Source organism: Clostridioides sp. LIBA-7602 (assembly GCF_056688945.1).
Map to the genome: position 1 here is coordinate 1,737,624 of NZ_CP196991.1, position 24,468 is coordinate 1,762,091.

Annotated in this window: 26 protein-coding genes and 1 riboswitch; of the genes, 20 read left to right on the forward strand and 6 right to left on the reverse strand. The window is 28.0% G+C overall.

Going from position 1 to position 24,468, the window contains the following annotated elements:
• The first annotated feature begins 253 nt into the window (after positions 1 to 253).
• From ACTG45_RS08300 to ACTG45_RS08335, 8 genes are all read left to right on the forward strand, one after another.
• Complete coding sequence (locus ACTG45_RS08300; RefSeq protein WP_021384339.1) at positions 254 to 886, forward strand: YitT family protein; 633 nt, start codon at positions 254 to 256, stop codon at positions 884 to 886.
• A 421-nt stretch (positions 887 to 1,307) separates the two neighbouring features.
• Positions 1,308 to 1,385 (forward strand): K(+)-transporting ATPase subunit F, encoded by a 78-nt coding sequence (kdpF, locus tag ACTG45_RS08305; protein WP_154106831.1) that lies wholly within the window; start codon positions 1,308 to 1,310, stop codon positions 1,383 to 1,385.
• 46 nt (positions 1,386 to 1,431) lie between these two features.
• Positions 1,432 to 3,108 (forward strand): potassium-transporting ATPase subunit KdpA, encoded by a 1,677-nt coding sequence (kdpA, locus tag ACTG45_RS08310; RefSeq protein ID WP_479918593.1) that lies wholly within the window; start codon positions 1,432 to 1,434, stop codon positions 3,106 to 3,108.
• 24 nt (positions 3,109 to 3,132) lie between these two features.
• Positions 3,133 to 5,190, forward strand: a complete 2,058-nt coding sequence (gene kdpB / locus ACTG45_RS08315) for a potassium-transporting ATPase subunit KdpB (RefSeq protein ID WP_021384347.1) — start codon at positions 3,133 to 3,135, stop codon at positions 5,188 to 5,190.
• Positions 5,191 to 5,208: 18 nt separating this feature from the next.
• Complete coding sequence (locus tag ACTG45_RS08320) at positions 5,209 to 5,835, forward strand: K(+)-transporting ATPase subunit C (protein WP_021384367.1); 627 nt, start codon at positions 5,209 to 5,211, stop codon at positions 5,833 to 5,835.
• Positions 5,836 to 6,071: 236 nt separating this feature from the next.
• A complete protein-coding gene (gene cysK / locus ACTG45_RS08325) occupies positions 6,072 to 6,980 on the forward strand; it encodes a cysteine synthase A (protein ID WP_479918595.1) in 909 nt (302 codons plus the stop codon).
• 26 nt (positions 6,981 to 7,006) lie between these two features.
• Positions 7,007 to 7,597, forward strand: coding sequence for a serine O-acetyltransferase EpsC (gene epsC, locus ACTG45_RS08330; RefSeq protein WP_021384336.1), 591 nt, complete (start codon positions 7,007 to 7,009; stop codon positions 7,595 to 7,597).
• Between the two features lie 159 nt (positions 7,598 to 7,756).
• Positions 7,757 to 7,945, forward strand: a complete 189-nt coding sequence (locus ACTG45_RS08335) for a ferredoxin (protein WP_021384372.1) — start codon at positions 7,757 to 7,759, stop codon at positions 7,943 to 7,945.
• Positions 7,946 to 7,998: 53 nt separating this feature from the next.
• Here ACTG45_RS08335 and ACTG45_RS08340 read toward each other — a convergent pair whose 3' ends face one another.
• Complete coding sequence (locus ACTG45_RS08340; protein ID WP_021384352.1) at positions 7,999 to 8,868, reverse strand: methionyl aminopeptidase; 870 nt, start codon at positions 8,866 to 8,868, stop codon at positions 7,999 to 8,001.
• A gap of 196 nt (positions 8,869 to 9,064) precedes the next feature.
• A complete protein-coding gene (locus ACTG45_RS08345; protein WP_479920153.1) occupies positions 9,065 to 10,309 on the reverse strand; it encodes an anthrax toxin lethal factor-related metalloendopeptidase in 1,245 nt (414 codons plus the stop codon).
• Positions 10,310 to 10,599: 290 nt separating this feature from the next.
• On the opposite strand from ACTG45_RS08345, the gene ACTG45_RS08350 reads away from it, so the two are divergent.
• The 5 genes from ACTG45_RS08350 (at position 10,600) to ACTG45_RS08370 (ending at position 13,900) form a co-directional block, all read left to right on the forward strand.
• A complete protein-coding gene (locus ACTG45_RS08350) occupies positions 10,600 to 10,911 on the forward strand; it encodes a GIY-YIG nuclease family protein (protein ID WP_021384350.1) in 312 nt (103 codons plus the stop codon).
• Positions 10,912 to 11,002: 91 nt separating this feature from the next.
• Positions 11,003 to 11,095, forward strand: a riboswitch (TPP riboswitch).
• Between the two features lie 101 nt (positions 11,096 to 11,196).
• Positions 11,197 to 11,991, forward strand: coding sequence for a bifunctional hydroxymethylpyrimidine kinase/phosphomethylpyrimidine kinase (gene thiD / locus ACTG45_RS08355; RefSeq protein ID WP_021384361.1), 795 nt, complete (start codon positions 11,197 to 11,199; stop codon positions 11,989 to 11,991).
• 23 nt (positions 11,992 to 12,014) lie between these two features.
• A complete protein-coding gene (gene thiM, locus ACTG45_RS08360; protein WP_021384341.1) occupies positions 12,015 to 12,806 on the forward strand; it encodes a hydroxyethylthiazole kinase in 792 nt (263 codons plus the stop codon).
• Between the two features lie 21 nt (positions 12,807 to 12,827).
• Positions 12,828 to 13,460, forward strand: coding sequence for a thiamine phosphate synthase (gene thiE, locus ACTG45_RS08365; RefSeq protein WP_479920154.1), 633 nt, complete (start codon positions 12,828 to 12,830; stop codon positions 13,458 to 13,460).
• A gap of 137 nt (positions 13,461 to 13,597) precedes the next feature.
• Positions 13,598 to 13,900, forward strand: coding sequence for a PTS sugar transporter subunit IIB (locus ACTG45_RS08370; protein WP_003420211.1), 303 nt, complete (start codon positions 13,598 to 13,600; stop codon positions 13,898 to 13,900).
• A gap of 56 nt (positions 13,901 to 13,956) precedes the next feature.
• Here the strand turns inward: ACTG45_RS08370 and ACTG45_RS08375 are convergent, their stop codons facing one another.
• From ACTG45_RS08375 to ACTG45_RS08385, 3 genes are read right to left on the reverse strand one after another with little or no spacing between them, the layout of a single operon-like run.
• Positions 13,957 to 14,706 (reverse strand): ABC transporter permease, encoded by a 750-nt coding sequence (locus tag ACTG45_RS08375; protein WP_479918602.1) that lies wholly within the window; start codon positions 14,704 to 14,706, stop codon positions 13,957 to 13,959.
• A complete protein-coding gene (locus ACTG45_RS08380; RefSeq protein WP_479920155.1) occupies positions 14,700 to 15,662 on the reverse strand; it encodes an ABC transporter ATP-binding protein in 963 nt (320 codons plus the stop codon). The genes ACTG45_RS08375 and ACTG45_RS08380 overlap by 7 nt, the downstream gene beginning before the upstream one ends.
• A gap of 3 nt (positions 15,663 to 15,665) precedes the next feature.
• Positions 15,666 to 16,124: a GyrI-like domain-containing protein gene (locus ACTG45_RS08385; RefSeq protein WP_479920156.1), complete on the reverse strand. Its 459-nt coding sequence runs from the start codon at positions 16,122 to 16,124 to the stop codon at positions 15,666 to 15,668.
• Positions 16,125 to 16,481: 357 nt separating this feature from the next.
• On the opposite strand from ACTG45_RS08385, the gene ACTG45_RS08390 reads away from it, so the two are divergent.
• From ACTG45_RS08390 to ACTG45_RS08420, 7 genes are all read left to right on the forward strand, one after another.
• Positions 16,482 to 16,838, forward strand: a complete 357-nt coding sequence (locus ACTG45_RS08390) for a GntR family transcriptional regulator (RefSeq protein WP_021384333.1) — start codon at positions 16,482 to 16,484, stop codon at positions 16,836 to 16,838.
• Between the two features lie 72 nt (positions 16,839 to 16,910).
• On the forward strand, positions 16,911 to 17,627 hold the full coding sequence (locus tag ACTG45_RS08395; protein WP_021384335.1) for an ABC transporter ATP-binding protein: 717 nt from the start codon (positions 16,911 to 16,913) through the stop codon (positions 17,625 to 17,627).
• Positions 17,620 to 18,444 carry a hypothetical protein gene (locus tag ACTG45_RS08400; RefSeq protein ID WP_021384356.1) on the forward strand — a complete coding sequence of 275 codons (825 nt, stop codon included), beginning with the start codon at positions 17,620 to 17,622 and terminating at the stop codon, positions 18,442 to 18,444. The genes ACTG45_RS08395 and ACTG45_RS08400 overlap by 8 nt, the downstream gene beginning before the upstream one ends.
• 10 nt (positions 18,445 to 18,454) lie before the next feature.
• Positions 18,455 to 19,654 carry a hypothetical protein gene (locus ACTG45_RS08405; protein ID WP_479920157.1) on the forward strand — a complete coding sequence of 400 codons (1,200 nt, stop codon included), beginning with the start codon at positions 18,455 to 18,457 and terminating at the stop codon, positions 19,652 to 19,654.
• Positions 19,655 to 19,662: 8 nt separating this feature from the next.
• Positions 19,663 to 20,475: an ABC-2 transporter family protein gene (locus ACTG45_RS08410; protein WP_021384365.1), complete on the forward strand. Its 813-nt coding sequence runs from the start codon at positions 19,663 to 19,665 to the stop codon at positions 20,473 to 20,475.
• 10 nt (positions 20,476 to 20,485) lie between these two features.
• Positions 20,486 to 21,754 (forward strand): hypothetical protein, encoded by a 1,269-nt coding sequence (locus ACTG45_RS08415; RefSeq protein ID WP_479920158.1) that lies wholly within the window; start codon positions 20,486 to 20,488, stop codon positions 21,752 to 21,754.
• Positions 21,755 to 22,033: 279 nt separating this feature from the next.
• A complete protein-coding gene (locus ACTG45_RS08420; protein WP_479920159.1) occupies positions 22,034 to 23,215 on the forward strand; it encodes a metal-dependent hydrolase family protein in 1,182 nt (393 codons plus the stop codon).
• A gap of 134 nt (positions 23,216 to 23,349) precedes the next feature.
• Here the strand turns inward: ACTG45_RS08420 and ACTG45_RS08425 are convergent, their stop codons facing one another.
• Positions 23,350 to 24,300: a CotA family spore coat protein gene (locus tag ACTG45_RS08425; RefSeq protein WP_021384383.1), complete on the reverse strand. Its 951-nt coding sequence runs from the start codon at positions 24,298 to 24,300 to the stop codon at positions 23,350 to 23,352.
• Positions 24,301 to 24,468: the final 168 nt, after the last annotated feature.

The window sequence follows — 24,468 nt, forward strand, 5'->3', positions numbered from 1 at the left end:
TTAATATAAACAAAGACTTAACTATACTAAATTATAAGTCAAATTAATATAAACTTTTGTAAAAAAGGAAAACGTCTAAGGTGTTGGAAATACTTAAGTGTAGATGGAACGCTAAAAAAACATAAAAAAACATAAAAAAAATGTTGAAAAAAATATAGAAATTTTGTATAATTAAAGATTTGAAAAGTGCTGTATACAAAGCCAATTCTTTTGTATATAATATATATAAATTAAGAAAAAGGAAGGGATATGTATGGCCAGGCGGTTATTTTTAGAAAGGATTGGACTTATATTTTTAGGTTCAGCAATATTAGCATTTGGAGTTTACAATTTTTATTATTTAAACAACATAACAGAAGGTGGAGTGTTAGGTATTTTACTACTGTTAAAAAATTTATTCAATATACAGCCAGCAATAGCAAATGTTGTAATAGATGGCTTACTACTTTTAGTAGGATATAAATTTTTCGGTAAAAAGTTCCTAATATATTCAATAGTAGCTTCTATAACTTTTTCAGTGTTATATGACTTATTTGAAGCTATAGGACCTCTGGTACCACAATCACAAAATATGCTTTTATCAACTGTTTTGGCAGGTGTAACTGTTGGAACTGGTGTAGGTATAGTAGTAAAAGCAGGTTGTGCATCAGGAGGAGACGATGCTTTAGCATTAGTAATTTCTAAGACTACATCTTTGAACATAGGGCAAGTTTATTTAGCAACAGATGTTATTGTATTGTTGTTATCATTATTTTATCTATCAGCGTTTGATATATTTTATTCTTTGATTGCTGTTACAATTAGTGGTAAAGTAATTGATTTTATTTATTATCATGGTAAAAGTTTAGATATGGATATAAGTAATGACATAGTTCCAGAATGTTAATATAAATTAAATAACATTAGATTTTATTAAAGATGGCAAATTTGCCATCTTTTTTTGCGTCTAAATATTTATAGTAGACATTTTCTTATCTAGATTTTTATAAATTCAACATAATGAATTGTATTGGAATCTCTAGGAATACGGTTGCTAGATGTATGTTTTAAAAACTCAATTTTATATTTATGAAATACTAATCAGTAATAGATGTTTCTTAATCCTATCTTTATACCTAAAATGATAAGATAAATGAAGTAGCAATACAAAACTAAAAGTTGTAAAAGAAATTAAATTAAATGGAGGAGTTAAAATGTTGGATATAGTTATGATAGCATTGTTACTCATAGGATTTATTTCCATGAAGTTGCTTGCTGACTGGTGTGGGAAACAAACTGAAAAAAAATAATGTATGGAGGGATTACCTATGTGGTTTCTGGCAGTTGTAATTATAATGTTAGTAATATATTTGGTGTATGCGCTTATTAATCCTGAAAAATTTTAAATAGTATAAGGCTAATAAGTAAGTTGAATTGGGGGGAACAATTTTTATGGTGCAGATAGTAATAGTGTTGGCAATTTTTATGATTTTAGTAATACCTATGGGCAAGTATTTATATCATATAGCCACTAATCAAAAAACATTTGGAGATAGACTATTTGATAAAGTAGACAATTGTATATATAAGGTATGTAGTATAGATAAGAAAAAAGAAATGAATTGGAAACAGTATGCCTTAGCTTTAGTATTTACAAATGCAGCTATGGTATTTATAGGATATATCATACTTAGAACTCAAAGTATGCATATCTTTAATCCAAGTGGAATTAAAGGCATGGAACAAGGTTTATCATTCAATACAATCATAAGTTTTATGACAAATACAAACCTTCAACATTATTCAGGTGAATCAGGGCTTTCATATTTTAGTCAGATGACAGTGATAATATACATGATGTTTACATCAGCAGCAACAGGATATTCAGCTGCGATGGCATTTGTAAGAGGTTTGGTTGGTAAAAAGAAAACAATGGGAAATTTTTATGTAGATTTAATTAGAATAACAACAAGAGTACTTTTGCCAGGAGCTTTAATTGTTGGGATTATATTAGTTACACAAGGAGTACCACAAACTTTTGCAGGAACAGAAACAGTGACTACTATAGAAGGAAAACTTCAAGATATAGCTAGAGGTCCTGTAGCAGCTCTTGAATCAATAAAACATTTAGGAACAAATGGTGGAGGATTCTTTGGTTCAAATTCATCACACCCATTTGAAAACCCAACTATAATATCAAATATAGTAGAAATGTTGTCTATGATGATATTACCAGGAGCTTGTGTTGTTGCATTTGGGCATATGATAAAGAATAAAAAACAAGGTTGGGTTGTATTTGGGGCAATGTCAATCATATTTTTAATAGGTCTAATGGTTTGTTTTAAAGCAGAGAGTTCAGGGAATCCTATTTTATCACAATTGGGGCTTAGTCAAAGTATGGGAAGTATGGAAGGTAAGGAAGTTAGATTTGGTATAGCACAATCTGCATTATTTACAACAGTAACAACTTCATTTACAACAGGTACAGTTAATAATATGCATGATACCTTAACTCCTTTAGGAGGTCTAGTACCACTTTTGAATATGATGTTAAATGTTGTATTTGGTGGTAAAGGTGTAGGTCTTATGAATATGTTGATGTACGCCATAATAGCAGTGTTTTTATGTGGATTAATGGTAGGAAGAACACCAGAATTTTTAACTAAGAAAATCGAAGGAAAAGAAATGAAGCTTATTGCTTTACTTATTATACTACACCCACTTTTGATACTTATGTTCTCTGGTCTTTCAGTTGCAGTACCAGCAGGGCTTGAAGGAATTTCAAATCCTGGATTCCATGGATTATCACAAGTATTATATGAATTTTCATCTTCAGCGGCCAATAATGGTTCAGGATTTGAAGGTCTAGGAGATAATACTATGTTTTGGAATATAACAACAGGTATAGTTATGTTCTTTGGAAGATATGTATCTATTATAATACTACTTGCTATATCAAGTTTATTGGCATCTAAGAAAGCTGTAAATGAAAGTATAGGAACACTTAGAACAGATAATTTCACATTTACAATAATTTTAGTACTGGTTGTTTTAATTGTTGGTGCTTTAACATTTTTCCCAGCCTTAGCGCTTGGACCTATTTCAGAGCATCTAGTGTTATGGCACTAAAAAATTGGGAGGGAGTAAAGTTTTATGGAAACTAAAAAAACAAAGTTTATTACAAAAGATATTTTCAAAACTTCCATTATAGAAGCTTTTAAAAAGTTAAATCCTAAATATATGATGAAAAATCCAGTTATGTTTGTTGTAGAGATTGGCTTTATAGTAACATTGATACTTACAATAATACCTAGCTTGTTTGGTGATGAAGGCAATAATTTAAGAGCCTATAATGGGATTGTGACAATAATATTATTTATAACAGTGCTTTTTGCAAATTTTGCTGAAGCTGTAGCTGAAGGTAGAGGAAAAGCACAAGCAGATACATTGAAGAAAACTAGAAAAGACACAGTAGCAAGGGTTTTGGATAAGCTAGGAAATGAAAAAATGATAAGTGCAAGCGAACTAAAACTTGGCGATATTGTTTTAGTAAATGCAGGGGAAGTTATTCCAAATGATGGAGAAGTTATAGAAGGAATAGCTTCTGTGGATGAATCAGCAATAACTGGAGAATCCGCACCTGTGATGAGAGAATCTGGTGGAGATTTCGCTTCTGTTACAGGGGGTACTACAGTTGTAAGTGACTGGTTAAAAATAAAAATAACAACAAAACCAGGGGAATCATTCTTAGATAAAATGATAGCTCTTGTAGAAGGTGCTTCAAGACAAAAAACGCCAAATGAGATTGCTTTAAATACATTGTTAGTGGGATTAACTCTTATATTTATGGTTGTATTAATCTCTCTTTATCCAATGGCAAATTATGCAGGGGTTAAGATTCCAATTTCTACTATGATAGCACTTTTGGTGTGCTTAATACCAACTACTATAGGTGGATTATTGTCAGCTATTGGTATTGCAGGTATGGATAGAGTAACGAGATTCAATGTTATTGCAATGTCAGGTAAAGCAGTAGAAGCTTGTGGTGATGTTGATACTATGATTTTGGATAAGACAGGTACTATTACCTATGGAAATAGACTTGCATCAGAATTTATAGCAGTTGGAAATGCAGACTCAAAAGACTTAATAAACTATTCTGTTATGTGTTCATTAAAAGATGATACACCAGAAGGAAAGTCTATAGTTGATTTAGGAATGAAATTAGGTTCAACAGGTAAAACAAAAGAAGCAGAGCAAGCTGAATTCGTAGAATTTTCTGCACAAACTAGAATGAGTGGGATTAATTTAGCTAATGGTAGCGCTATAAGAAAAGGTGCTTATGATAGCATAATAAAACGAGTAAAAGAATCTGGTGGAATAGTGCCAGAAGATTTAGAAGAAAATGTAAACCGAGTAGCTAAATTAGGAGGTACACCTTTAGTAGTATGTGTAGATAATGAGATATATGGAATTATCTACTTAAAGGATACAGTAAAATCAGGGCTTGTAGAAAGATTTGCTAGACTTCGTGAGATAGGAATAAAAACAATCATGTGTACGGGGGATAATCCTCTAACAGCAGCTACAATTGCAAGAGAAGCTGGAGTAGATGGATTTATTGCAGAATGTAAGCCAGAAGATAAAATAGATGCTATAAAGAAAGAACAATTAGAAGGTAAAATAGTAGCTATGACAGGTGATGGAACAAATGATGCTCCTGCACTTGCTCAGGCAGATGTAGGTCTTGCTATGAATAGTGGTACAACATCTGCAAAAGAAGCAGCAAATATGGTAGATTTAGATTCAGACCCAACTAAGATATTAGAAGTTGTTGAAATAGGAAAACAACTTTTAATAACTCGTGGAGCTTTGACAACTTTTAGTATAGCAAATGATGTTGCAAAATATTTTGCAATTATACCAGCTATATTTACTCTTGCAATACCTCAGATGGAGATATTAAATATAATGAAACTTTCTACATCATTTAGTGCAATATTATCAGCTTTAATATTTAATGCTATAATCATCCCATGTTTAATACCTCTTGCAATGAAAGGCGTAAAATATAGACCTATGAAATCACAAGCTATGTTAATGAGAAATATGATTATCTTTGGTCTTGGAGGAGTTATAGTTCCATTTTTAGGAATAAAATTAATTGATTTATTAATTACACCTTTAGTAATGGTTCTTAATTTAGGTTAATAAATGGAGGATATAAAAATGAAAACATTAAAACCGGCACTGCTTGTAAGTCTTGTATTGTTAGTTGTTTGTGGACTTGTATATCCACTTGCTCTGACAGGCGTAAGTCAAGTTGCATTTAGAGATAAAGCTAATGGAAGTATGATAGAAGTAAATGGTGTAAAAGTAGGTTCAGAACTTATTGGTCAAAACTTTACAGATGCTAGATTCTTTAAAGGAAGAGTATCATCAATAAACTATAATACTTATACAAAAGAAGATTTAAAACCAGATAAAGATGGAAATGCATCTTATGGAGGCGTTTCATCAGGCTCTTTTAATTATGGAGCTACAAATCCAGAACTTCGTGATAGAGTACAAAAAGATATAGAAAAGTTTTTAAAGGATAATCCAACTGTCAAAAAAGGAGATATACCAACAGACTTACTTACAGCGTCAGGTTCAGGTCTTGACCCTAATGTAAGTCCAGCTTCTGCAAAGGTTCAGATACCTGCTGTAGCAAAAGCATCAGGGATATCAGAAAGTAAATTACAAAAAATTGTAGATGATAATACTTCTAAAAAACTGTTTGGAGTTTTAGGTGAAGATAGGGTAAATGTGTTAAAGGTTAATATAGAGGTAGCAAAAATATTAGGTCTTGTATAGTATTTTGTAGACTTTTGTAGCAAAGTATTATGTATGACTTAGTCTAAAGCTTTATATTTAAAAGGTGGAAATCGATAATGATTTTCACTTTTTTTGTTTGAACATTACTAATATTTGGAATAAAACGATTGAAAGTATAAAATCCAAAAAAAGGTTGCATTATCAAAATGATAATACTATAATATATTTATCGTTATCAATTTGATAATAGATTTAGACATATAGGAGGAAGTAGTATGTTATATAATAACGCATTAGAGTTGATAGGAAACACACCTGTAGTAAGGTTGAACAATTTAGGATGTACTAACGGGTGTTTTAACATATATGTAAAATTAGAAAAAGTAAATCCAGCAGGAAGTATAAAAGATAGAGCAGTTTATGAAATGTTAGAAGGATTAGAGAAAAGAGGCGAATTAAAAAAAGGAGATGTCTTAGTCGAAGCTACTAGTGGAAATACTGGTATTGCATTATCTATGATAGGAAAATTAAAAGGATATGAAGTAATAATAGTAATGCCTGAGACTATGAGCATTGAGAGAAGAGACTTAATGAAGGCATATGGAGCAAATTTGGTGCTTACAGATGGAAAAGCTGGAATGGCAGGTTCCATAGAAAAAGCAAATGAACTTTTAAGAGAAAATCCAAACTATAAAAGTTTAAAACAATTTGAAAATAAAGATAATCCAAACGCACATTATAAAACAACAGCAGTTGAAATTATGAATGATGTTAAAGATTTAGATATATTTGTATGTGGAGTTGGAACAGGTGGTACTTTAATAGGAACTGCAAGGTATTTAAAAGAACAAAATCCAAATATAAAAGTAATCGCACTTGAACCAAAAAAATCTCCAGCTATATCAGAAAACAAAACTGGACCTCACAAAATACAAGGAATAGGTGCCAACTTTGTTCCTGAAAATTATGATTCTAGTGTAGTTGATGAAGTAATATTAGTAGATGATGAAGATGCATTTGAAACAGTTAAATTACTTGCAGCAAAAGAGGGTATTTTAGTGGGTATATCTTCTGGAGCAAATATATTTGGAGCTATGGAAATGGCGAAAAAATATCCAGATAAAAAGATAGTAACAGTAGCTCCAGATGGAGTAGATAAGTATATGTCCATGGGACTATTTTAAAAAATTTATTTTAGGGAGTGAATACTTTGTTTAAGAAAATAAATAAAGATATTGAATATATAATGAAAAATGATCCAGCAGCTAGGTCTAAGATAGAAGTATTTTTGCTTTATCCATCAGTACATGCAATGATAATGCATAGGATGGCTCATGCTCTTTACAAGAAAAAGATGCTTTTTACAGCAAGACTAATATCTCAGATATCCAGATTTATGACTGGTATAGAAATACATCCTGGAGCTAAAATGGGAGAAGGTATATTAATAGACCATGGAATGGGTGTTGTAATCGGAGAAACAGCAGAAGTAGGTAATAGAGTAACAATATACCAAGGAGCTACTTTAGGAGCCACAGGAAAGGACACAGGAAAGAGACATCCAACTGTTGGTGATGATGTATTGATTGGAGCTGGAACAAAGATATTAGGACCTTTAAATATTGGTTCCAATTCAAAAATTGGTGCAAATTCAGTTGTCGTTAAGGATGTGCCTAATGGAGCAACAGTTGTTGGTATACCAGCAAAAATAGTAAAAATAAGAAATTTAGAACCTGTAAAAAAGAATAAAAAAGAAGCATCCTATGAGTATGATGAATTAGATAATGTGTATTATATATAGAATTGGTATGATTATAAAAGAAAATTTATGAAAATTATTTTAAAAGGTATTTTTTTCAAATTTGGGGACATAATAAAAAAGAACTAAATGTTAAAGTTTTGGTTCATAAATCTTTGACAAACAAGATTTTAAATTTGTAGCGTTTAGGAGGATTTTATTATGAAAGCAGATGTTAATCAAGATACTTGTATAGGTTGTGGATTATGTCCATCAATATGTCCAGAAGTATTTGATATGAATGATGATGGTAAATCACATGTTATAGTTGATGAAATACCAAGTGATGCTGAAGAATCAGCAAAAGAAGCTAGAGAAAGCTGTCCAGTTGATGCAATAGATGTGCATTAATAAAATAAATGCCTATAAAAATTGAATTTTCAATTTTTATAGGCATTTGTCTTTTATTCAGTTAAGATTTCAAATCCTGTTTCTGTAACTAAAACCATACATTCCCATTGAGCAGACAATTTACCATCCTCTGTATAGATAGTCCAATTATTTTCTTTATCAACAAAAATTTCATGAGTACCTTCATTTACCATTGGTTCTATTGTAAATATCATTCCAGGAACTAATAACATCTCAGTTCCTTTTTTAGATACATAACTTACAAATGGGTCTTCATGGAAACTTAATCCAACCCCATGACCACCAATTTCTCTTACAACAGAGTACCCATTTTTTTGAGCATAGGAATTAATAGCATCTCCTATATCACCCAAGAATCCCCATGGTTTAGTAGCATCAAGACCTTTTTGAACACATTCTTTAGTAACCTGAACTAATTTTCTTGCATTTTCTTTAACATTTCCTATCATAAACATTCTTGAAGCATCTGAGTAGTATCCATTAAAAATAGTAGAAACATCTACATTGATAATATCTCCATCTTTTAAGATAATATCTTTACTAGGAATACCATGACAAACTTCGTTGTTTATGGATGTACATACACTTTTAGGAAATCCATTATAATCCAAAGGAGCAGGAATGGCTCCATTTTGTAGTGTAAAGTCATGTACTAGTTTATTTATATCCTCTGTGGACATTCCAATTTCAATTTTATCTGAAATATAATCTAAAATTTTTGTATTTATTACTGCACTCTTTTTTATTTCTTCAATTTGTGTTGGATTTTTAATAATATCATGAGTTGGCACAATATGACCTAACTTTGCAAATGAATCTATTTTATTATCCATATCCATATGGCATTTTTTATATTTTTTAGTACTTCCACACCAACAACTATCATTTCTATTCAACTTCATAGCTCTTCATCCTTCTTCTATTATTTATTTAAATTATGGTTTACATAAACTATTTTAAAACATAGCCATTATGAACATTATAACATAAATAATAAGAAATCTTTTAATGATAGTACTTTATCAAAAATATAAATTGTCATCTTATTATTATTTATGAAGAGGGTATAGTTAAATATGTTATTGAAAGTTAGGGTATTTAATAGTTTAATTCAAGTTGTTCAAGAAAATCATATGTTAAAGGACAATTTTCTTTTAAGGTATTTCTTGAAACTTCATCAAGATAGTAGTGTACAAATGACTCCGCAAAAAATTCTTCTATAAACTTACTAATGTAGGCATGTGCAATTTGCTTAGGGTCGTAAAGTTTATATCTTTCTTGAGCAAATATTTCCATAAATTCTTCTGAACTTGATTTTTTACTTAAAACATTTTTGTCTATAGCATGTGCAGTTTCATGTAATTCTAAATTTTTAGCTGAATGTACATTTGCATAGCTAGGATTACTATATCCTATTTTAACTACGATAGAGTTGTTTCTATATATACCAGGTACATCTTTCCAAGTTTTGCCTGATCTTACCCAACATGGTGGTAACTGATGTTTTAAATCCTTAAATTCTGACTCATCAGTTAAGTTTGAATTTATTAATTTTATTTTTATATCCTTTTCTTTAAGTGTTTGTAAATACTTAGTATTTATATTTGCAAGTCTATTTTTCATATTTTCAACTTCATCTTTGTCATAGTCTAAGTCATCAGGAAGTATAAGCATTTGCTCAATTATATCTATATTGTTTTCTTTTATCTCTTCATCTTTTTCATCAAATTCAGATTGAAGAGTATCATTTTCATAGATAGTTATATTTGTATTGTTTTCTATAGGATAAGAGTGGATATTTTCTAAGTCTAAAATATTCATTTGTTGTAAAATATTTTTTGTCTCACCACTCCAAACCACTAAAGAAAGCGAATTAAAGTTAATTAATGGATTTTCTTTTATTTTTGTCTCATTGCTTATATCGACATCAAATACATATTCAATCGAGTCTTCTATGCTAAGACCATCTGTATTCTTTTTAATGTATAAATATGCTTGTTTTAATTCTATATAAATGTCATCTAAAGACTCATCATAAAATTCTGATAAATTTTTGATGAAGAGTTCTTCACTTAAAAGTTCATTTTTATCAGTTATACTTTCGATTAAAGTGTTAATTTCTTTTATCATATCAGAGATACTTATTTTTCTGTTTGCTTTTTCATTAGATACATTGCATGGCGCAAGAGCAATGCAATAAAAATCTTTTTCTTTTTTGTAAAAGGCTTTAAGTGATTTTGACAAAAGTGTAAAATCTACACCTATCTGTAGATTAACTTTAAGTAATTCCTTTTGAGATAATTTAGTATTATTGCTTTTAGCTATAATTAAATTGTTTTCCATAATCATTGCCCCCTTTTTATTAGGGTATCACAATTTTTTTATACGTGTCAATTTATTTTTTTGAAAATTATAATTTTTTTGAAAATTTTATTTTTTATAATTTGTGAATTTTTTATTATAAAAATAAAAACGTTATTATTGTGTCAAATTTTAGCGTTATACTTATATAGAATGGATTTTATACATCTACATTAGAACTAACACTAAGAAGGTTACATATGCAAAATACATGCCATTTTTATCAATTCTATAATATAATATTTATATATTTAATAAGGATGTGATTTGAGATGTATTTTACATATATTATAAGATGTAAAGATGGTTCTCTATATACTGGATATACTAGTAATATAGTTAGAAGAATGAATGAACATAAGTTGGGAATTAATTCAAAATATACAAGGGCAAAGGGATTTAAAAAACTAGAAGTTTATTTTGTAACCAATACAAAAAGTAATGCAATGAAATTGGAATGTTATATAAAGAAATTAACTAGAAACAAAAAATTATCTATAATAAAAAAACCAGAGACACTTATAGATTTAATTGATAATAAAGATGCTTATATTGTTGGAAAAGAAATAGAACAATTAACATAAATATTAGCATTAACATTATAATAAGTGTATATGATGTAAAACTTGACAATAAATACTATTGTAATATAATGAAGTTATAAATATAATAAATTAAAATAGCTAGGGGAGCCAAGAGCTGAGAGGAATACCGACCCTTACACCTGATCTGGATAATACCAGCGTAGGAAAGCTTAGTATAAAACTTAAGTGTATATTATTTATGATATATGCGATTTCTAAGCTATACCTATTGTAGGTATAGCTTTTTTAATTAAGTTATTTAAATTAAACTTTAGGAGGGAATAAATGAGTAATTATAAAATACCAACACTTACAATCGCTGGGTCAGATTCATCTGGAGGAGCTGGAATTCAAGCTGATTTGAAGACTTTTAGTGCAATTGGTACTTATGGTATGAGTGTAATAACAGCTATAACAGCACAAAATACTCAAGGAGTTTTTGCAGTAGAAGATTTAAGTAAGGAAATAATAAAAAAACAGATAGAGGCAGTATTTGAAGATATACCTCCAAAAGCTGTAAAAATAGGAATGGTTTCAAGTCCTGAGATTATACTTGAAATAGTTGAAAATATAAAGAAATACAATCCAAAATATTTGGTAGTAGACCCTGTAATGATATCTAAAAGTGGATATTATTTATTAAAGCCAGAAGCAAAAGAAAATCTAATTAAATACTTGATGCCACTTGCATACATAATTACACCAAACATCCCAGAGGCAGAAGAAATCACAGGAATAAAAATAAATAATATAGATGATATGAATAGAGTAGGAAAAGAAATACTACAACTTGGTCCTAAATTTGTCCTTATGAAAGGGGGGCATTTAGATGGAGAAGCAGTAGATATTTTAGTTGGTAAAAATATGTTTAAAGTTTATAAAAGTGAAAGAATTGATAAAAAAAATACACATGGAACAGGATGTACATTATCTTCTGCAATAACATCCTATTTGGCATTAGGTTATGAAATAACAGAAGCAGTAAATTTAAGTAAACTCTATATAACAGAAGCAATAAAAAATAGTTTTGATATAGGTCATGGAGTAGGACCAGTGCATCATTTTTATAAATTTGAATAATAAAAAATTGTTGGAGGTAGGCTATGTATAATTTAATTAAAGATGTAAAAGAATCAAATCCATTGGTAATTCATTATACTAATAATGTAACTATAAATGACTGTGCCAATGTAACTTTAGCTATAGGAGCAAGTCCTCTTATGAGCTTCTCATATGAGGAAGTAGAAGAAATGGTAAGTATAGCAAATTCTGTAGTAATAAATATAGGAACGATGAATTCAAATATGTTAGATTTATTTTTATTAGCAGGAAAAGCAGCAAATAAGTATAATAAACCTGTTATATTAGACCCAGTGGGAGTATTTGCAAGTAAAGCTAGAGCAGAACTAACAAACAAACTTTTAAATGAAGTCAAATTTAATGTAGTTAAAGGTAATATGGCAGAAATAAAGTTTATAGGTGGTTTTGATGTAAGGGGAAAAGGTGTAGATTCATTTGACTATGAAGAAGATTCTACTGATATAATAAAAAAAGTTTCTGAAAAACTTGAATGTATAGTAGTAGCAACTGGAAAAACAGATATAATAACTGATAGTAAAAATACATATAAAATAAATAATGGAACTGATAAATTAAAAGGAGTTACAGGAACTGGATGTATGACTGCAAGTTTAATTGCAAGTTTCATGGCTATCACTGAGAATACATTAAAAGCAGCTACAATGGGTGTTCTTACAATGTCTTTAAGTGGAGAGCTGGCAAATCTAAACAATCCACCAATAGGAACATTTAAAGAAAATCTTATGAATACTATTTATAAAATGGATATAGATACTTTAAGTAAAAATTCTAATATTGAATTTTTAAATGAATAAAGGTTTAAGAGGAGACTTAAAATGATAGATAAAGAAAACTTAAAAAAAGACTTAAAATTATATTTAGTAACTGACTCTGAAATGCTTGAAGGTAGAGATTTCTATAAGTGTATTGAAGATGCAATAACTTCTGGAATCACAACTGTACAACTTAGAGAAAAAAATGCTTCTGGAAGAGCGTTTTTAAAAAAGGCTATGAAGCTTAGAGAAATAACTAGAAGATATGGTATTAAGTTTATAGTTAATGATAGAGTTGATATAGCACTTATCTGCGATGCAGATGGAGTACATGTAGGTCAAAGTGATATTGATGCGAGAGAAGTTAGAAAGCTTATAGGAAATGATAAGATACTAGGAGTGTCAGCAAGAACTTTAGAAGAAGCTATCTGTGCAAAAAATGATGGTGCAGATTATTTAGGTATAGGGTCTCTATTTACAACATCTACTAAATTAGATGCAAAATCTGCTTCATTTGAAACTGTCAAAGTAATTAAAGAAAAAGTAGATATACCATTTGTATTAATTGGAGGCATAAAATTGGATAATATAGATAAACTTAAGAGCTTAAATAGCGATGGGTATGCTATAATATCTGCTATATTAAAATCCGAAAATATATCTAAAGAAGTGGAAAAGTGGACATTAAAAATATAAAATTAGTTCTAGTAGTGAAAAAAATGGAAAAATTTGATATAATTTAAGAGTGAATTTAAAAAGTTATAAATGACAAACTTTTCTACATATACTTTTTAATCAAGGGATATGTAGATTTGATTAAAAAGGAGTTATTAATGATTAGGATATTGTTAGTGTGTGTTGGAGGTATGTCTTCTACTTTATTGGTAAATAAAATGGAGAAAGATGCAAAAAAAAGAAATATAGATTGTAAAATATGGGCAGTCGGAGAAGGCGATATAAAATCGGAACTTGATAATTTTGATATTTTACTTCTTGGACCACAGCTTAGATTTATGTTTGATGATGTAAAATCTATAGTTGGAGATAGAGCTCCAGTATCTATAATAGATATGGTAAACTATGGTACTTGTAATGGTCATGCTGTATTAAATTCAGTCTTAGAAATATTAAAATAAATCATCTATAGTGAACTCTATTATATAGAGTTCACTTTTTATTATAATTTTATAATTTAACTTACCATTTCCTTTTTTAGTCTCCACATAGCAAGTGAAAAACTTGCACAACATAATATTAAAAATAACAGGATAACAGGTAATATATCTCCAATAAGAATAGCCTCGCCAAATATTAAGCTACGTAAAGCATTAATAACATGGGTAAATGGATTGAGCATAACAGCTATTTTTAATCCTCCAGATAAATTTTCTATAGGGAAAAGAGCTGAACTTAAAAAGAAAATAGGAAGTACAATTGCAGTCATAATTGTTTCATAAATTATTTCATTTGGCAATAATAGACTTATAGAATAAGCTAGACTTGATAAAAAAAATGCAGTCATAAATATTAGTATTATCATAAGCATAATTCCTCCAATGCCAGATTCTATCCTTACTGAGAAGAATATACTTACTACACATAAAATAGTTACTTCTAAGAAGGAAACTAAGATAGCTTCTAGTAATTGACCAAAAACAATTGAATATCTACTAATAGGTGCAATTAAAACCCTATAGAAACTTCCACTATTCTTCATTATGAAGTTGATGATACCACCACTACTACATGAGGAAAATATAACTAGAATAATAATACCTGGTAGTATAAAAGCGGTATAATTACTAATATTCATATTACTCATAGTTTGATTTGCAATAGAGCTATAAAGTACAAGCCAAAGAAAAGGTTGTAATATAGTAACTATAAACGAGATTGGATTTTTAAAACGCCATTTCATACTACGCCATAAGATATTTAACATTCCCATTCCTCCTTTAAGCCTTTTTTAGAACTTGTTAATGCTAAAAAAACATCTTCAAGACTTGGCTCTACAATTTCTATTGCATCAAATTTTATGTCATGTTCTAAAAGCCACTTATTTATTAAAGTAAAAGCAACTCTACTATCCTGTACACTTATAAAAATTGAATTCTCTCTTATACTCATAAACTTGGCTAATCCAATATTTTTAATTTCATCTTTATATTTTTTTATATCTTTGATATCATGAAAAGCTATACGAAGTATATTTTGTCTGATATAGCCACGTAAACTGGATGGCGTTCCATGTGCCAAATCTTTTCCATTTTTCATAATACAAATGTTATCACTCAATTGTTCAGCTTCTTCAAGATAATGAGTAGTTAGAAATATAGTTGTGCCATACTCATCTCTAATTTTTAATAACATATCCCACATAGATTTTCTTGAATCTACATCCATACCAACAGTTGGTTCATCCAGAAATAGAATTTTAGGAGATGATACCATATTCATAGCTATGTCTAATCTACGCTTCACTCCACCAGAATATGATGAAGTGGGATATTTTAAGTAGTTAGATAACTCAAATTTATCAATTAAAGACTCTATTCTTTGTTTTGCAATTTGTGGTTCTACTTTATACATCTTGCTTTGAAATACCATATTTTCCATAAGAGACAGGTGTTCATCAATAGAGACTTGTTGTGCTACACAAGCAATCTGAGTACGTATCCAAGAAGGATTATCTACTAAATCTTTTCCAAAGACTGTTACATTTCCAGATGTAGGTTTATAAAAGGTGGTCAAAATGTTGATAAGAGAAGATTTACCAGCTCCATTAGGACCAAGTAAAGAAAAAATCTCTCCAGCATTTACATTAAAACTTAGACCATTTAAAGCTTTCACACCATTTTTATACTCTTTTACTAAATTATCTATTTTAATTGCTATCATATGTTATTCCTCCTCTTTAAGTGGAAATATGATTTCTGTAATATATTTATCTGGATTTCCTTTTATCAGCATACCTGGCCCTTTAATGAATACTTCTCTCCAAGGAGTTTGTATTTCTATATTATTTTCATGAATGTATTTAAATATCATTTCGTACGTTTTAGGTAAAGTACTATATGAGCCTATGTGAGTGAAAAACAAAGCTTTTGTTTTAGGAAATTCTTTTATGGTTACACCAATGCGATTTGGAGTTTCAGAAGTTGGAACACATAATTCCATTTCTCCAAAACCAGTTTTTTGGTTAACATTATAGTAACAGAAGAATGGAGCCCCATTAGATTTTCCCTTTATAGATTTAAATACATTTGGAAAGTACTTTGTTGCTTCAGTAATAGGTCCGTTATAACGCATAGTAGCTGCTGCGACTGGTTCAATATTTTTGATTTCAATTTTATAACTCATTTGTTTACCTCCTAATATGTGTTAATATTTTTACTAGATTTTTAAGAGTTAATACAGATAAGATTTTTGACTGGTTGATAATATATAATCTTATCTCATTTACTTGTTTTCAAGTCTAACATAACATAAAATATATATCCTCTCATTTGATGCTCCATTTTGTAAAGTTATTATTTAAGCTTTACATTTAACTCTTTAATAAATTAAAGTTAGGGTTAAATAATAAAAAAGTATTTACAAATTAAGTGTATTAATCGTATAATACACTTAATAGAATATTAAAGAAGGTCTGAACTGAATGTGTATTTTTTTAAAGTAAGTGTACTAACGTATTAATACACTAGAATAGGAGGAATCATGAATTTTGAACTAGATAATACAACTCCCATTTATTTGCAAATAGTAAAGCATATAAAAAGACAAATAGTAACAGGAGAGTTGAAACCAGGAGAGACAATACCCTCAAGGAGAGAAATGGCACTTAATCTAAAAGTAAATTTAAATACTGTTCAAAGAGCATACAAGGAGATGGGTGATATGAATATAATAAATACTTTTAAAAACTATCAAAGTAGTGTAACAGTTGATGAGAATATATTAAAAAACTTAAAATTAGAGCTTATAAATGAGTCTTTATCTGTTTTTATAGAAAATATGAAAGCAATAAATGTTACGAAAGAAGAAGTTTTAAAGATAATAGAAGATGAATATTAGCCTTTTAACAAATATAAAACTCAATTTAGAAAGTTTATTGTACAAGTGTATTAAATATGGAGGATATTAAATATGATAGAAATAAAGAATGTCAGTAAAACATATAAAAGGATGCAAGGGATTAAAATAAGAAAAATAGATGCTTTAAAGAGTGTAAGCTTTAATATAGAAAAAGGTAAAATAACTGCGTTACTTGGAATAAATGGAGTTGGTAAATCAACCATGTTAAAAGCAATAGCAGGGCTTATAAGCATTGATAGTGGAGAGATTCTTATAGATGGAGCAAAAATAAATGAAAAGATATATAATAAACTAGCATTTGTCCCAGATGTAGAGTCTCATTTTAGTAATACAACAATAAAAGAAACCTTTGAATTTATGGAAATATTTTATCCAAAATGGAATAAAGAAAAATCAAAAGAAATGATGAACATATTCAGATTAGATGAAGATGAAATAATTGATAATTTATCAAAAGGAAATATTGCAAGAGTAAAATTAATACTTGGATTTTGCCAAGACCCAGAGTATATACTACTTGATGAACCATTTACAGGAATTGATTTGTTTAAGAGGGAAGAGTTTATAGGGGTAATAGCACAATATATGGAGGAAAATCAAGCTATTATCATAACTACTCATGAAATAGTAGAGATAGAAAGCTTAGTCGATGAAGTCATAATTCTTGATGAAGGGAAGATTATAACTTCATTTAATGCAGAAGAATTAAGAGAAAGAGAAGGGAAATCTATATTAGATAAAATGAGGGAGGTATATAAGAATGAATAAACTTCTATATCTAATAAATGTAGATTTGAGAAGAAGCAATAGGTTTTATATAGCTTATATATCATTTTTTTCATTAATTACACTTGGTTTAAATTTATTTGAAATGAATAAATTTAAAAACTCTAGATTTATTATGAACTTAGCAATAGAAGATTTTGGAGGTATATTTTATGGAATAGGTATACTTAGTAACCTTGGATTTATCCAAAATATATTGTTCTTTGGTATGTTGGGAATCTTTATATACTATGTTTTTATGTGGAAAAAAGAGTTCTTTTCAAAAAATCAAAGCATTTATACACTTATGATGTTACCACAGAATAAGTTTAAGATTTGTATAACTAAGTCAATTGCTTTGATAACAATGATATATGGTTTTTTGATAAGTCAGATAGCAATATTATTTATATGTAAATATATATTTAATTTTATTTTTAGAAATATGCCGATAATCAACATGTCTTTCGCACAAGATTTATATTATTTTAATTTAAGAAGTATACCTGTTGATTTTATATCTTTTATGGAGATATATGTTTTTTTACTACTTATAGCTATTTCTTTTGTAAATTGTTGTATATTATTTATATTTTCTTATATAAATAGGCTTCATATAATTTTAATCGCTTTTGTAGTTTTAATAGGCTTATATTTTTCAACAGTATATATAAATATAATCAATTTATTTAGAAAATATTATCAGTTCATTGGAATACAATTTAATACTTTAGTAACTGGTTTACTAAGTTTTTTAATTATAATGTCTATTCTAAATGGAATATCTTATTTTCTAATTAAAAAGAAAGTATCTCTTTAGGAGGGGTGGTATGAAATTAAAATCTAAAATATCTATACTTATTATATTTTTGACTTTAGCAATATATTTTAGTATAGGTTTGTTAAATAATGAAGACAATTTGAAGATAAAAACTATAAAAGGTGACCCAGATGAATTAGACTATATAAACATAAATTTTGGATATGATTTTAATGGATATATAAATTCACATTATACAATAAATGGAAACAATAAAATTAAAAAGACTGAATTAGTAAAACTACAAAAAGATAGTGAGAATACGAATAATTTAATTGATGTATCTAGTGGTTCTGATTTAATTGCTCATGTTGGTTTTGAAACGAATGATGATTCAAAAGAGATAAATTTTGTTATAGATGAGAAAAAAGAAGATTTGGACAAAGGTGTATTTGCATCTGAAGGGAGTGATAAGGGCATTGAATATGAAAAACTAGATATGAATAATTTTACAAGAACAAAATATAAAGTAGATAAAAATACTGATGATTATTATGCAAAGATACTATCATCAAAAAGATATAAAAAAGACTTATATGTGTCTGTCCTTTATGCTGAAAGTGATTCATCAAAAAATAATAAAGAATATTCAAGCACTATAGATATAATAAAAATCAATCCAGAAAATAAAAAAATACAGATAATAAAAAGTATAAATTTAAGTAATTATTTTTCTAAAAAATACAAAAACATAGAAACTATTGGCGTAAGTTATGCTAGCAAATATGAAGATAAGATGTATATTTTAGTAAATGTATCAAAGGCAAGTACAGGTGATAATAGTGATTCTAAATTTAATTTACTTGAGTATAATCTTGAAGAAAATAAAGAAAAAATAATGGAATTAAAAACAGATAGTAAAATGACTTTAGAAAAAGCAAAGTTAGAAGATAATAAATTATACATGGTAATGTCAAATGCTTATGATGATAATTCAAATATAGAGTTAAATTTACTTACCTATAATATGTTAGATAAAAATTTAAGTAAAGATAAATATGTTTTAGAAGGTAGAGATAAAAGAGAAATTGGAAGTGTTGAAATTGATTCAAACAAAATCATTGTATATACATCAAAGCAAAGCTCTATATTATCTTGGGATAATAAATATATGTTATATATAATAAATAAAAAGTCTAAGGAAGTGGTATACGAAGGGGAATTACAATTTAACAGTTCAAATAGTATGCTAGAATTTGAAATAAAGTAGGTGAATTAATGAAAGATTTAATGAAATTATTCGAATTTGAATTAAAAAGAAATATAAAAAACTATGTATTTATAATAATTTTTTGCTGTTCTTTTGTGATTTTAAATATAGTAAACAACTTAAATGACTATAATTACATAATAGAAAATGCAGTTAAAAAAGAACAGTTAACAAAAATAGGAGATACAATAGAAACAGCAAATATCATAGGTTTTTCAAGTTTCAGAAATATAATGAGTTCTACAGATTTATGGTTTATATTTGGTATAATCGCATGTATTTGCTATGCTTTTTTTATTTGGTACAGAGATTTTGATGGAAAGAGTAAATCTATATATACACTTATAATGTTACCTAAAAATAGAATCAATATCTATATATCTAAATTATTAAATATATTATTTCTAGTATATAGTTACACAATAATATTTACAATAACTTTGTTTATTATGAGTAAGTTGTTGCCTAATTATATGCTGGGGGATATTGTAAGTTATGGATTTATACAAGAAACAATATATAATTTGAAAATATTACTTCCATATAGTTTTGAAATACTGCTTGTAGAGTATATATTTTTACTGATAGGATGTGTATCTGTAGTGTTTACATCAATTCTTATAAATAAGTCTACTTATAAACTAAGCACTTTAATAAGTTTCATGTTTTTAGTTTTGGAAATTTTAATATTTATAATTTCTGTAGTATTTATTATACCTTATGAATACAGTAATATATTTATTTCCTTATATTCAAGTATAAACATATTTGTATGTAGTTTTATATCTAATAAACTTTTGAAGCAGAAGATTGACTTTTAGGAGGTGTATTATGAAAGAAAAAAATATAGGAAAATATACAATATGTTTTATAATAATGTGCTTATTAATGATTGTCATGACTTCAATATTGAGTTATTTTAATAAGGACAAACTATCTATAAATACTTTAAAGGGTAATATAAAAGATATAGGGAAAGCAAGCTTAGTATATACGCCTAACATAAATAAATTTTCTTATGAAGAGGTAATTGTAAGTAAGAATGGAATAAAAAATGATACAAATCCTAAATTAAAAATTAGAAATGATTATCTAAATATTGATAAGAAATACAGTGATTTTATCAATGATAAAGGATTTGAATTTTTATATAAAGATGATTTAAATATAGGAGAAGCATACTCTTCTGTTAAGTCTAGTTTGGAGCAAGAGAGGGTTAATTTAAATGATTGCATAAAGATTACAAATAAAAATTTAAAAAGTGGTGTAGAAGAAAATTTTGATATTAGTTTAAAGAAATCTGATTTTAAAGAAAATAGTTGGCAAACTGTGTTTAATAAAATATATAAAGGTAACTTATATATGGTAGTTAGTGAAACTAATCTTTCGGGCTCTAAAGTTAATAATATCTGCATATTAAAGATAGATATAAAAGATAAGTCTTATAAATTGTTAAATAGATTTAACTTAGACTTACATAATGGATATCAGCAAAATATCCATGAAATCAAATTTTCTATAGGAAGCAAAATCTATTTAGAAATAGTAAACAATAAGAGTACAAATGGAGATATTGAAGGATATGATAATTATTCCAATTTTATCGTATATGATATAGAAGATAACACTTTTAATATGAGTAATAAATTTATGGATAATCTAAATCAAGAAAAAAATGCCAATCAAAAAGAGATGGGATTATTAAGCAAAACTAAGTTAGATTACGTTGTTAAAAATAGTAAGCTAAATCTTATAGCTACAGATAGTAGTAATTCTATAATCAATCTTGTTTATGATATTAATGCAAATAATATTAAACTAGAAGATTATGAGATACTTGATTTTAAAGTAGACTATAGTGATACATCATCTGGAATTAGGAAAGTTAAGTTATTAGATGATAAGATATATTCTATTTCAAGTATAAAAGAGAATCTATCAGGAGAAAAAAAAGGAAGTAGAGGGGTTTTTGATGTAATTGGAACTAAACCAATAAAATTTCAAGTATTTGATATGAAACTTAGAAAGATATTATATGAAGCTGAGTTAATAAATGGAGATGTGAGTTTACATGATAAGTTATTTTTTGTTGCTAATTAGATGGTAGTATTAATTGTATCACTTTAGGTTGCTATATATTTACTATAGATTAAATATAAATAAGATGAGATAATCAAAAATATATTTTGATTATTTTGTCTTATTTTTAAATTTAATATAAAAATATTTTTTAATATTTTCTGTGTTATATCATTTTTTAACTTGTATTTAATTCACTAAGATTTGAAATAGAATGAGTATAGTGGTAAAATTAATTATTAGAATATTAAAAATAATAAATAAATAATACATTATACTTAAAAGGGGGAGTACTTTAAGATGAACAAAAAATATATTAAAGCAGGAAATTTAATTGATGGAACAGGAAATAGTATTATGAAAAATAAGGGTGTAATTATTGAGGGAGATACTATAGTTGGAATTGAAGATATAAGAGAAGATTTAAATGGATATGATGTGTATGATTACTTAGATAAAACTGTTATGCCAGGAATTATGAATTGTCATGTTCACTTGACAATGGAGCCAGTTGGAAATCCAAAGGTTTATTATGAGAATGTATCAGATGTAGAGCTTGTAGTGAATACAATAAAACAACTTGATGCTTATTTAGATTCAGGAGTAACATACATTAGAAGTCTAGGTTGTCCAAAATATGTTGATGTACAACTTAAAAATCTTGTAGACAAAGGGTCTATAGATGGTCCTGGTATAGTTACTTCAGGTCCAGTTATATGTATGACAGGAGGACATGGATACTATTTTGGCATTGAAAGTGATGGAGTAGATGAATGTAGAAAATCAGCTAGAACAGTTTTAAAGAATGGAGTAGACTGTGTAAAGATAATGGCAACTGGAGGTGTAACGACTGATGGAGTTGAACCCGGTTCACCACAGTTGACTTTAGAAGAAATGAAGGTTGCTGTAGAGGAGGCTATAAAAGCAGGTAAAATAACTGCTACACATGCACAAGGAAGAACTGGTATAAAAAATGCAGTACTTGCAGGTATAACTTCTATAGAACATGGTGTTTATTTAGATGATGAAATAATTGATTTGATGCTTGAGAGAGGAACATATTTAGTTCCAACCGTAGCTGCTCCATATTTTATTCTAAATGCAGGAAAAGAAAGTGGAATAACTGAGGCTACTCTTAGAAAATGTGAAATTGTTGCTATTCCGCATAAAGAATCGTTCTTAAAAGCATATAAAAAAGGAATTAAAATTGCAGTTGGTTCTGATGCAGGAACTTCTTACAACGAACACGGTAAGACATATTATGAAATGAAATTAATGTCAGACTATGGTATGGATAATATGGATGTAATAGTGGCTGCTACAAAAACTGCATCTGAGCTTTTAAGAATTGATAAGAATTATGGAACTTTAGAAAAAGGAAAGAAAGCAGATGTTATAGTTGTAAATGGAAATCCTATAGATGATATAGATGTACTAGCAGATGTATTAGCAGTATTTAAGCTTGGTAAAAAAGTTAGATAGAAATCAATAAAAATAAAAAAGAGGGTCTAAAGTTATTTTTAAATAGACACTCTTTTTTATTAGTGATAATCAAATATTTTATTTTTTAAAGAATATACGCTATTTTACATTTAAATATAGTTCTTTAAAGTGTTTTATGCAATATAATCTATAGAATCTACACATACAAAGTATATTCTTGAGTCATTAGAGTTTCCAAGCACTAGAACATCGTTTTTCTTACCTAAAACTTCAACACCAGTTAGAACTAAACTACCAGCTACTACAGTAACTTGATTATTTATTTTTGAAGTATAAAGGTTATCAAGTATACCTTTATTACAACAGCAATCATCACAATCGCAGTTGCAATTGCAGTCTTTATATTGTTTTTTATCAAGATAATATCCTAAAGCTGCTACAAAGTCATTATAATCTCCAGGTGAAACATTAAAAGCAACAGCTTTAAGAGAACATAATGATGCTAATTCTACAGTTGTTAGTGGATTGATTGTAGCAACTATATAATCAATTATATCATCAAGTATTGAATTTACTATAGCTCCAAGGTTTATATTAGCAGGTACTGCTGCCTCTATAAGGTCAACCAACTCAGATATACCTGGAATAGTACCAATAGAAGTAACTAATCCACCAAGTGTCAATGGAATAGGTTTAGGATAATATATTTGACCAGAGATATCTATTAAATCACAGTTACAAGCTGAAAATCTTTTAAAAGTAGCATTAAGACCAGATAGATTATCCTTTGGAGGTAGTGAGTAGTCTATACCTACTAAATAAGCACCAACTATAAAGAAATCTGAAATAAAAGCAAATTGATTAAAATTAACAAAAGGTCTTATAGCGTCATATCTTAAAAGTTCTAATGCATCTTTCATACTTTTTTTGCAACAGCAATGTTCGATTATTTTAGGTTCTTTGCATTTGTTTGGGTAATTATAGTATCTATCATCTGCTTGATAATTGTCATAATATCTGTCTTCTACTTGATAGTTGTCATAATATCTATCATTTGTGTTTAGATAGCCTTCTTCATAGTCTTGAGAAAATCTAAAGTTTTCTCTACATTTATTATTTTCCATTAAATTAACTCCTTTTATATTTTGATTTAAATGTATAGATAATTAAGTTTATCTATATAGTAATATTATATTTAATATGTAAAAAAATGTTACAAAAGATATTATAAAAGAATAAAAAAAGGTAATTTGTCAAATGGATGCCTAAACCTTTTATAAATAATCTATTTT

Excerpts from the sequence above, each read along its gene's own strand:
- kdpB (WP_021384347.1), top strand. The coding sequence starts at position 3,133 with ATGGAAACTAAAAAAACAAAGTTTATTACAAAAGATATTTTCAAAACT.
- thiD (WP_021384361.1), top strand. The coding sequence starts at position 11,197 with ATGAGTAATTATAAAATACCAACACTTACAATCGCTGGGTCAGATTCA.
- ACTG45_RS08410 (WP_021384365.1), top strand. The coding sequence starts at position 19,663 with ATGAAAGATTTAATGAAATTATTCGAATTTGAATTAAAAAGAAATATA.
- ACTG45_RS08300 (WP_021384339.1), top strand. The coding sequence starts at position 254 with ATGGCCAGGCGGTTATTTTTAGAAAGGATTGGACTTATATTTTTAGGT.
- ACTG45_RS08335 (WP_021384372.1), top strand. The coding sequence starts at position 7,757 with ATGAAAGCAGATGTTAATCAAGATACTTGTATAGGTTGTGGATTATGT.
- kdpA (WP_479918593.1), top strand. The coding sequence starts at position 1,432 with ATGGTGCAGATAGTAATAGTGTTGGCAATTTTTATGATTTTAGTAATA.
- thiM (WP_021384341.1), top strand. The coding sequence starts at position 12,015 with ATGTATAATTTAATTAAAGATGTAAAAGAATCAAATCCATTGGTAATT.
- ACTG45_RS08345 (WP_479920153.1), bottom strand. The coding sequence starts at position 10,309 with ATGGAAAACAATTTAATTATAGCTAAAAGCAATAATACTAAATTATCT.
- cysK (WP_479918595.1), top strand. The coding sequence starts at position 6,072 with ATGTTATATAATAACGCATTAGAGTTGATAGGAAACACACCTGTAGTA.
- kdpF (WP_154106831.1), top strand. The coding sequence starts at position 1,308 with ATGTGGTTTCTGGCAGTTGTAATTATAATGTTAGTAATATATTTGGTG.
- ACTG45_RS08320 (WP_021384367.1), top strand. The coding sequence starts at position 5,209 with ATGAAAACATTAAAACCGGCACTGCTTGTAAGTCTTGTATTGTTAGTT.
- ACTG45_RS08375 (WP_479918602.1), bottom strand. The coding sequence starts at position 14,706 with ATGTTAAATATCTTATGGCGTAGTATGAAATGGCGTTTTAAAAATCCA.
- ACTG45_RS08350 (WP_021384350.1), top strand. The coding sequence starts at position 10,600 with ATGTATTTTACATATATTATAAGATGTAAAGATGGTTCTCTATATACT.
- ACTG45_RS08400 (WP_021384356.1), top strand. The coding sequence starts at position 17,620 with ATGAATAAACTTCTATATCTAATAAATGTAGATTTGAGAAGAAGCAAT.
- ACTG45_RS08420 (WP_479920159.1), top strand. The coding sequence starts at position 22,034 with ATGAACAAAAAATATATTAAAGCAGGAAATTTAATTGATGGAACAGGA.
- thiE (WP_479920154.1), top strand. The coding sequence starts at position 12,828 with ATGATAGATAAAGAAAACTTAAAAAAAGACTTAAAATTATATTTAGTA.
- ACTG45_RS08390 (WP_021384333.1), top strand. The coding sequence starts at position 16,482 with ATGAATTTTGAACTAGATAATACAACTCCCATTTATTTGCAAATAGTA.
- ACTG45_RS08380 (WP_479920155.1), bottom strand. The coding sequence starts at position 15,662 with ATGATAGCAATTAAAATAGATAATTTAGTAAAAGAGTATAAAAATGGT.
- ACTG45_RS08385 (WP_479920156.1), bottom strand. The coding sequence starts at position 16,124 with ATGAGTTATAAAATTGAAATCAAAAATATTGAACCAGTCGCAGCAGCT.
- ACTG45_RS08370 (WP_003420211.1), top strand. The coding sequence starts at position 13,598 with ATGATTAGGATATTGTTAGTGTGTGTTGGAGGTATGTCTTCTACTTTA.
- ACTG45_RS08425 (WP_021384383.1), bottom strand. The coding sequence starts at position 24,300 with ATGGAAAATAATAAATGTAGAGAAAACTTTAGATTTTCTCAAGACTAT.
- ACTG45_RS08405 (WP_479920157.1), top strand. The coding sequence starts at position 18,455 with ATGAAATTAAAATCTAAAATATCTATACTTATTATATTTTTGACTTTA.
- ACTG45_RS08395 (WP_021384335.1), top strand. The coding sequence starts at position 16,911 with ATGATAGAAATAAAGAATGTCAGTAAAACATATAAAAGGATGCAAGGG.
- ACTG45_RS08340 (WP_021384352.1), bottom strand. The coding sequence starts at position 8,868 with ATGAAGTTGAATAGAAATGATAGTTGTTGGTGTGGAAGTACTAAAAAA.
- ACTG45_RS08415 (WP_479920158.1), top strand. The coding sequence starts at position 20,486 with ATGAAAGAAAAAAATATAGGAAAATATACAATATGTTTTATAATAATG.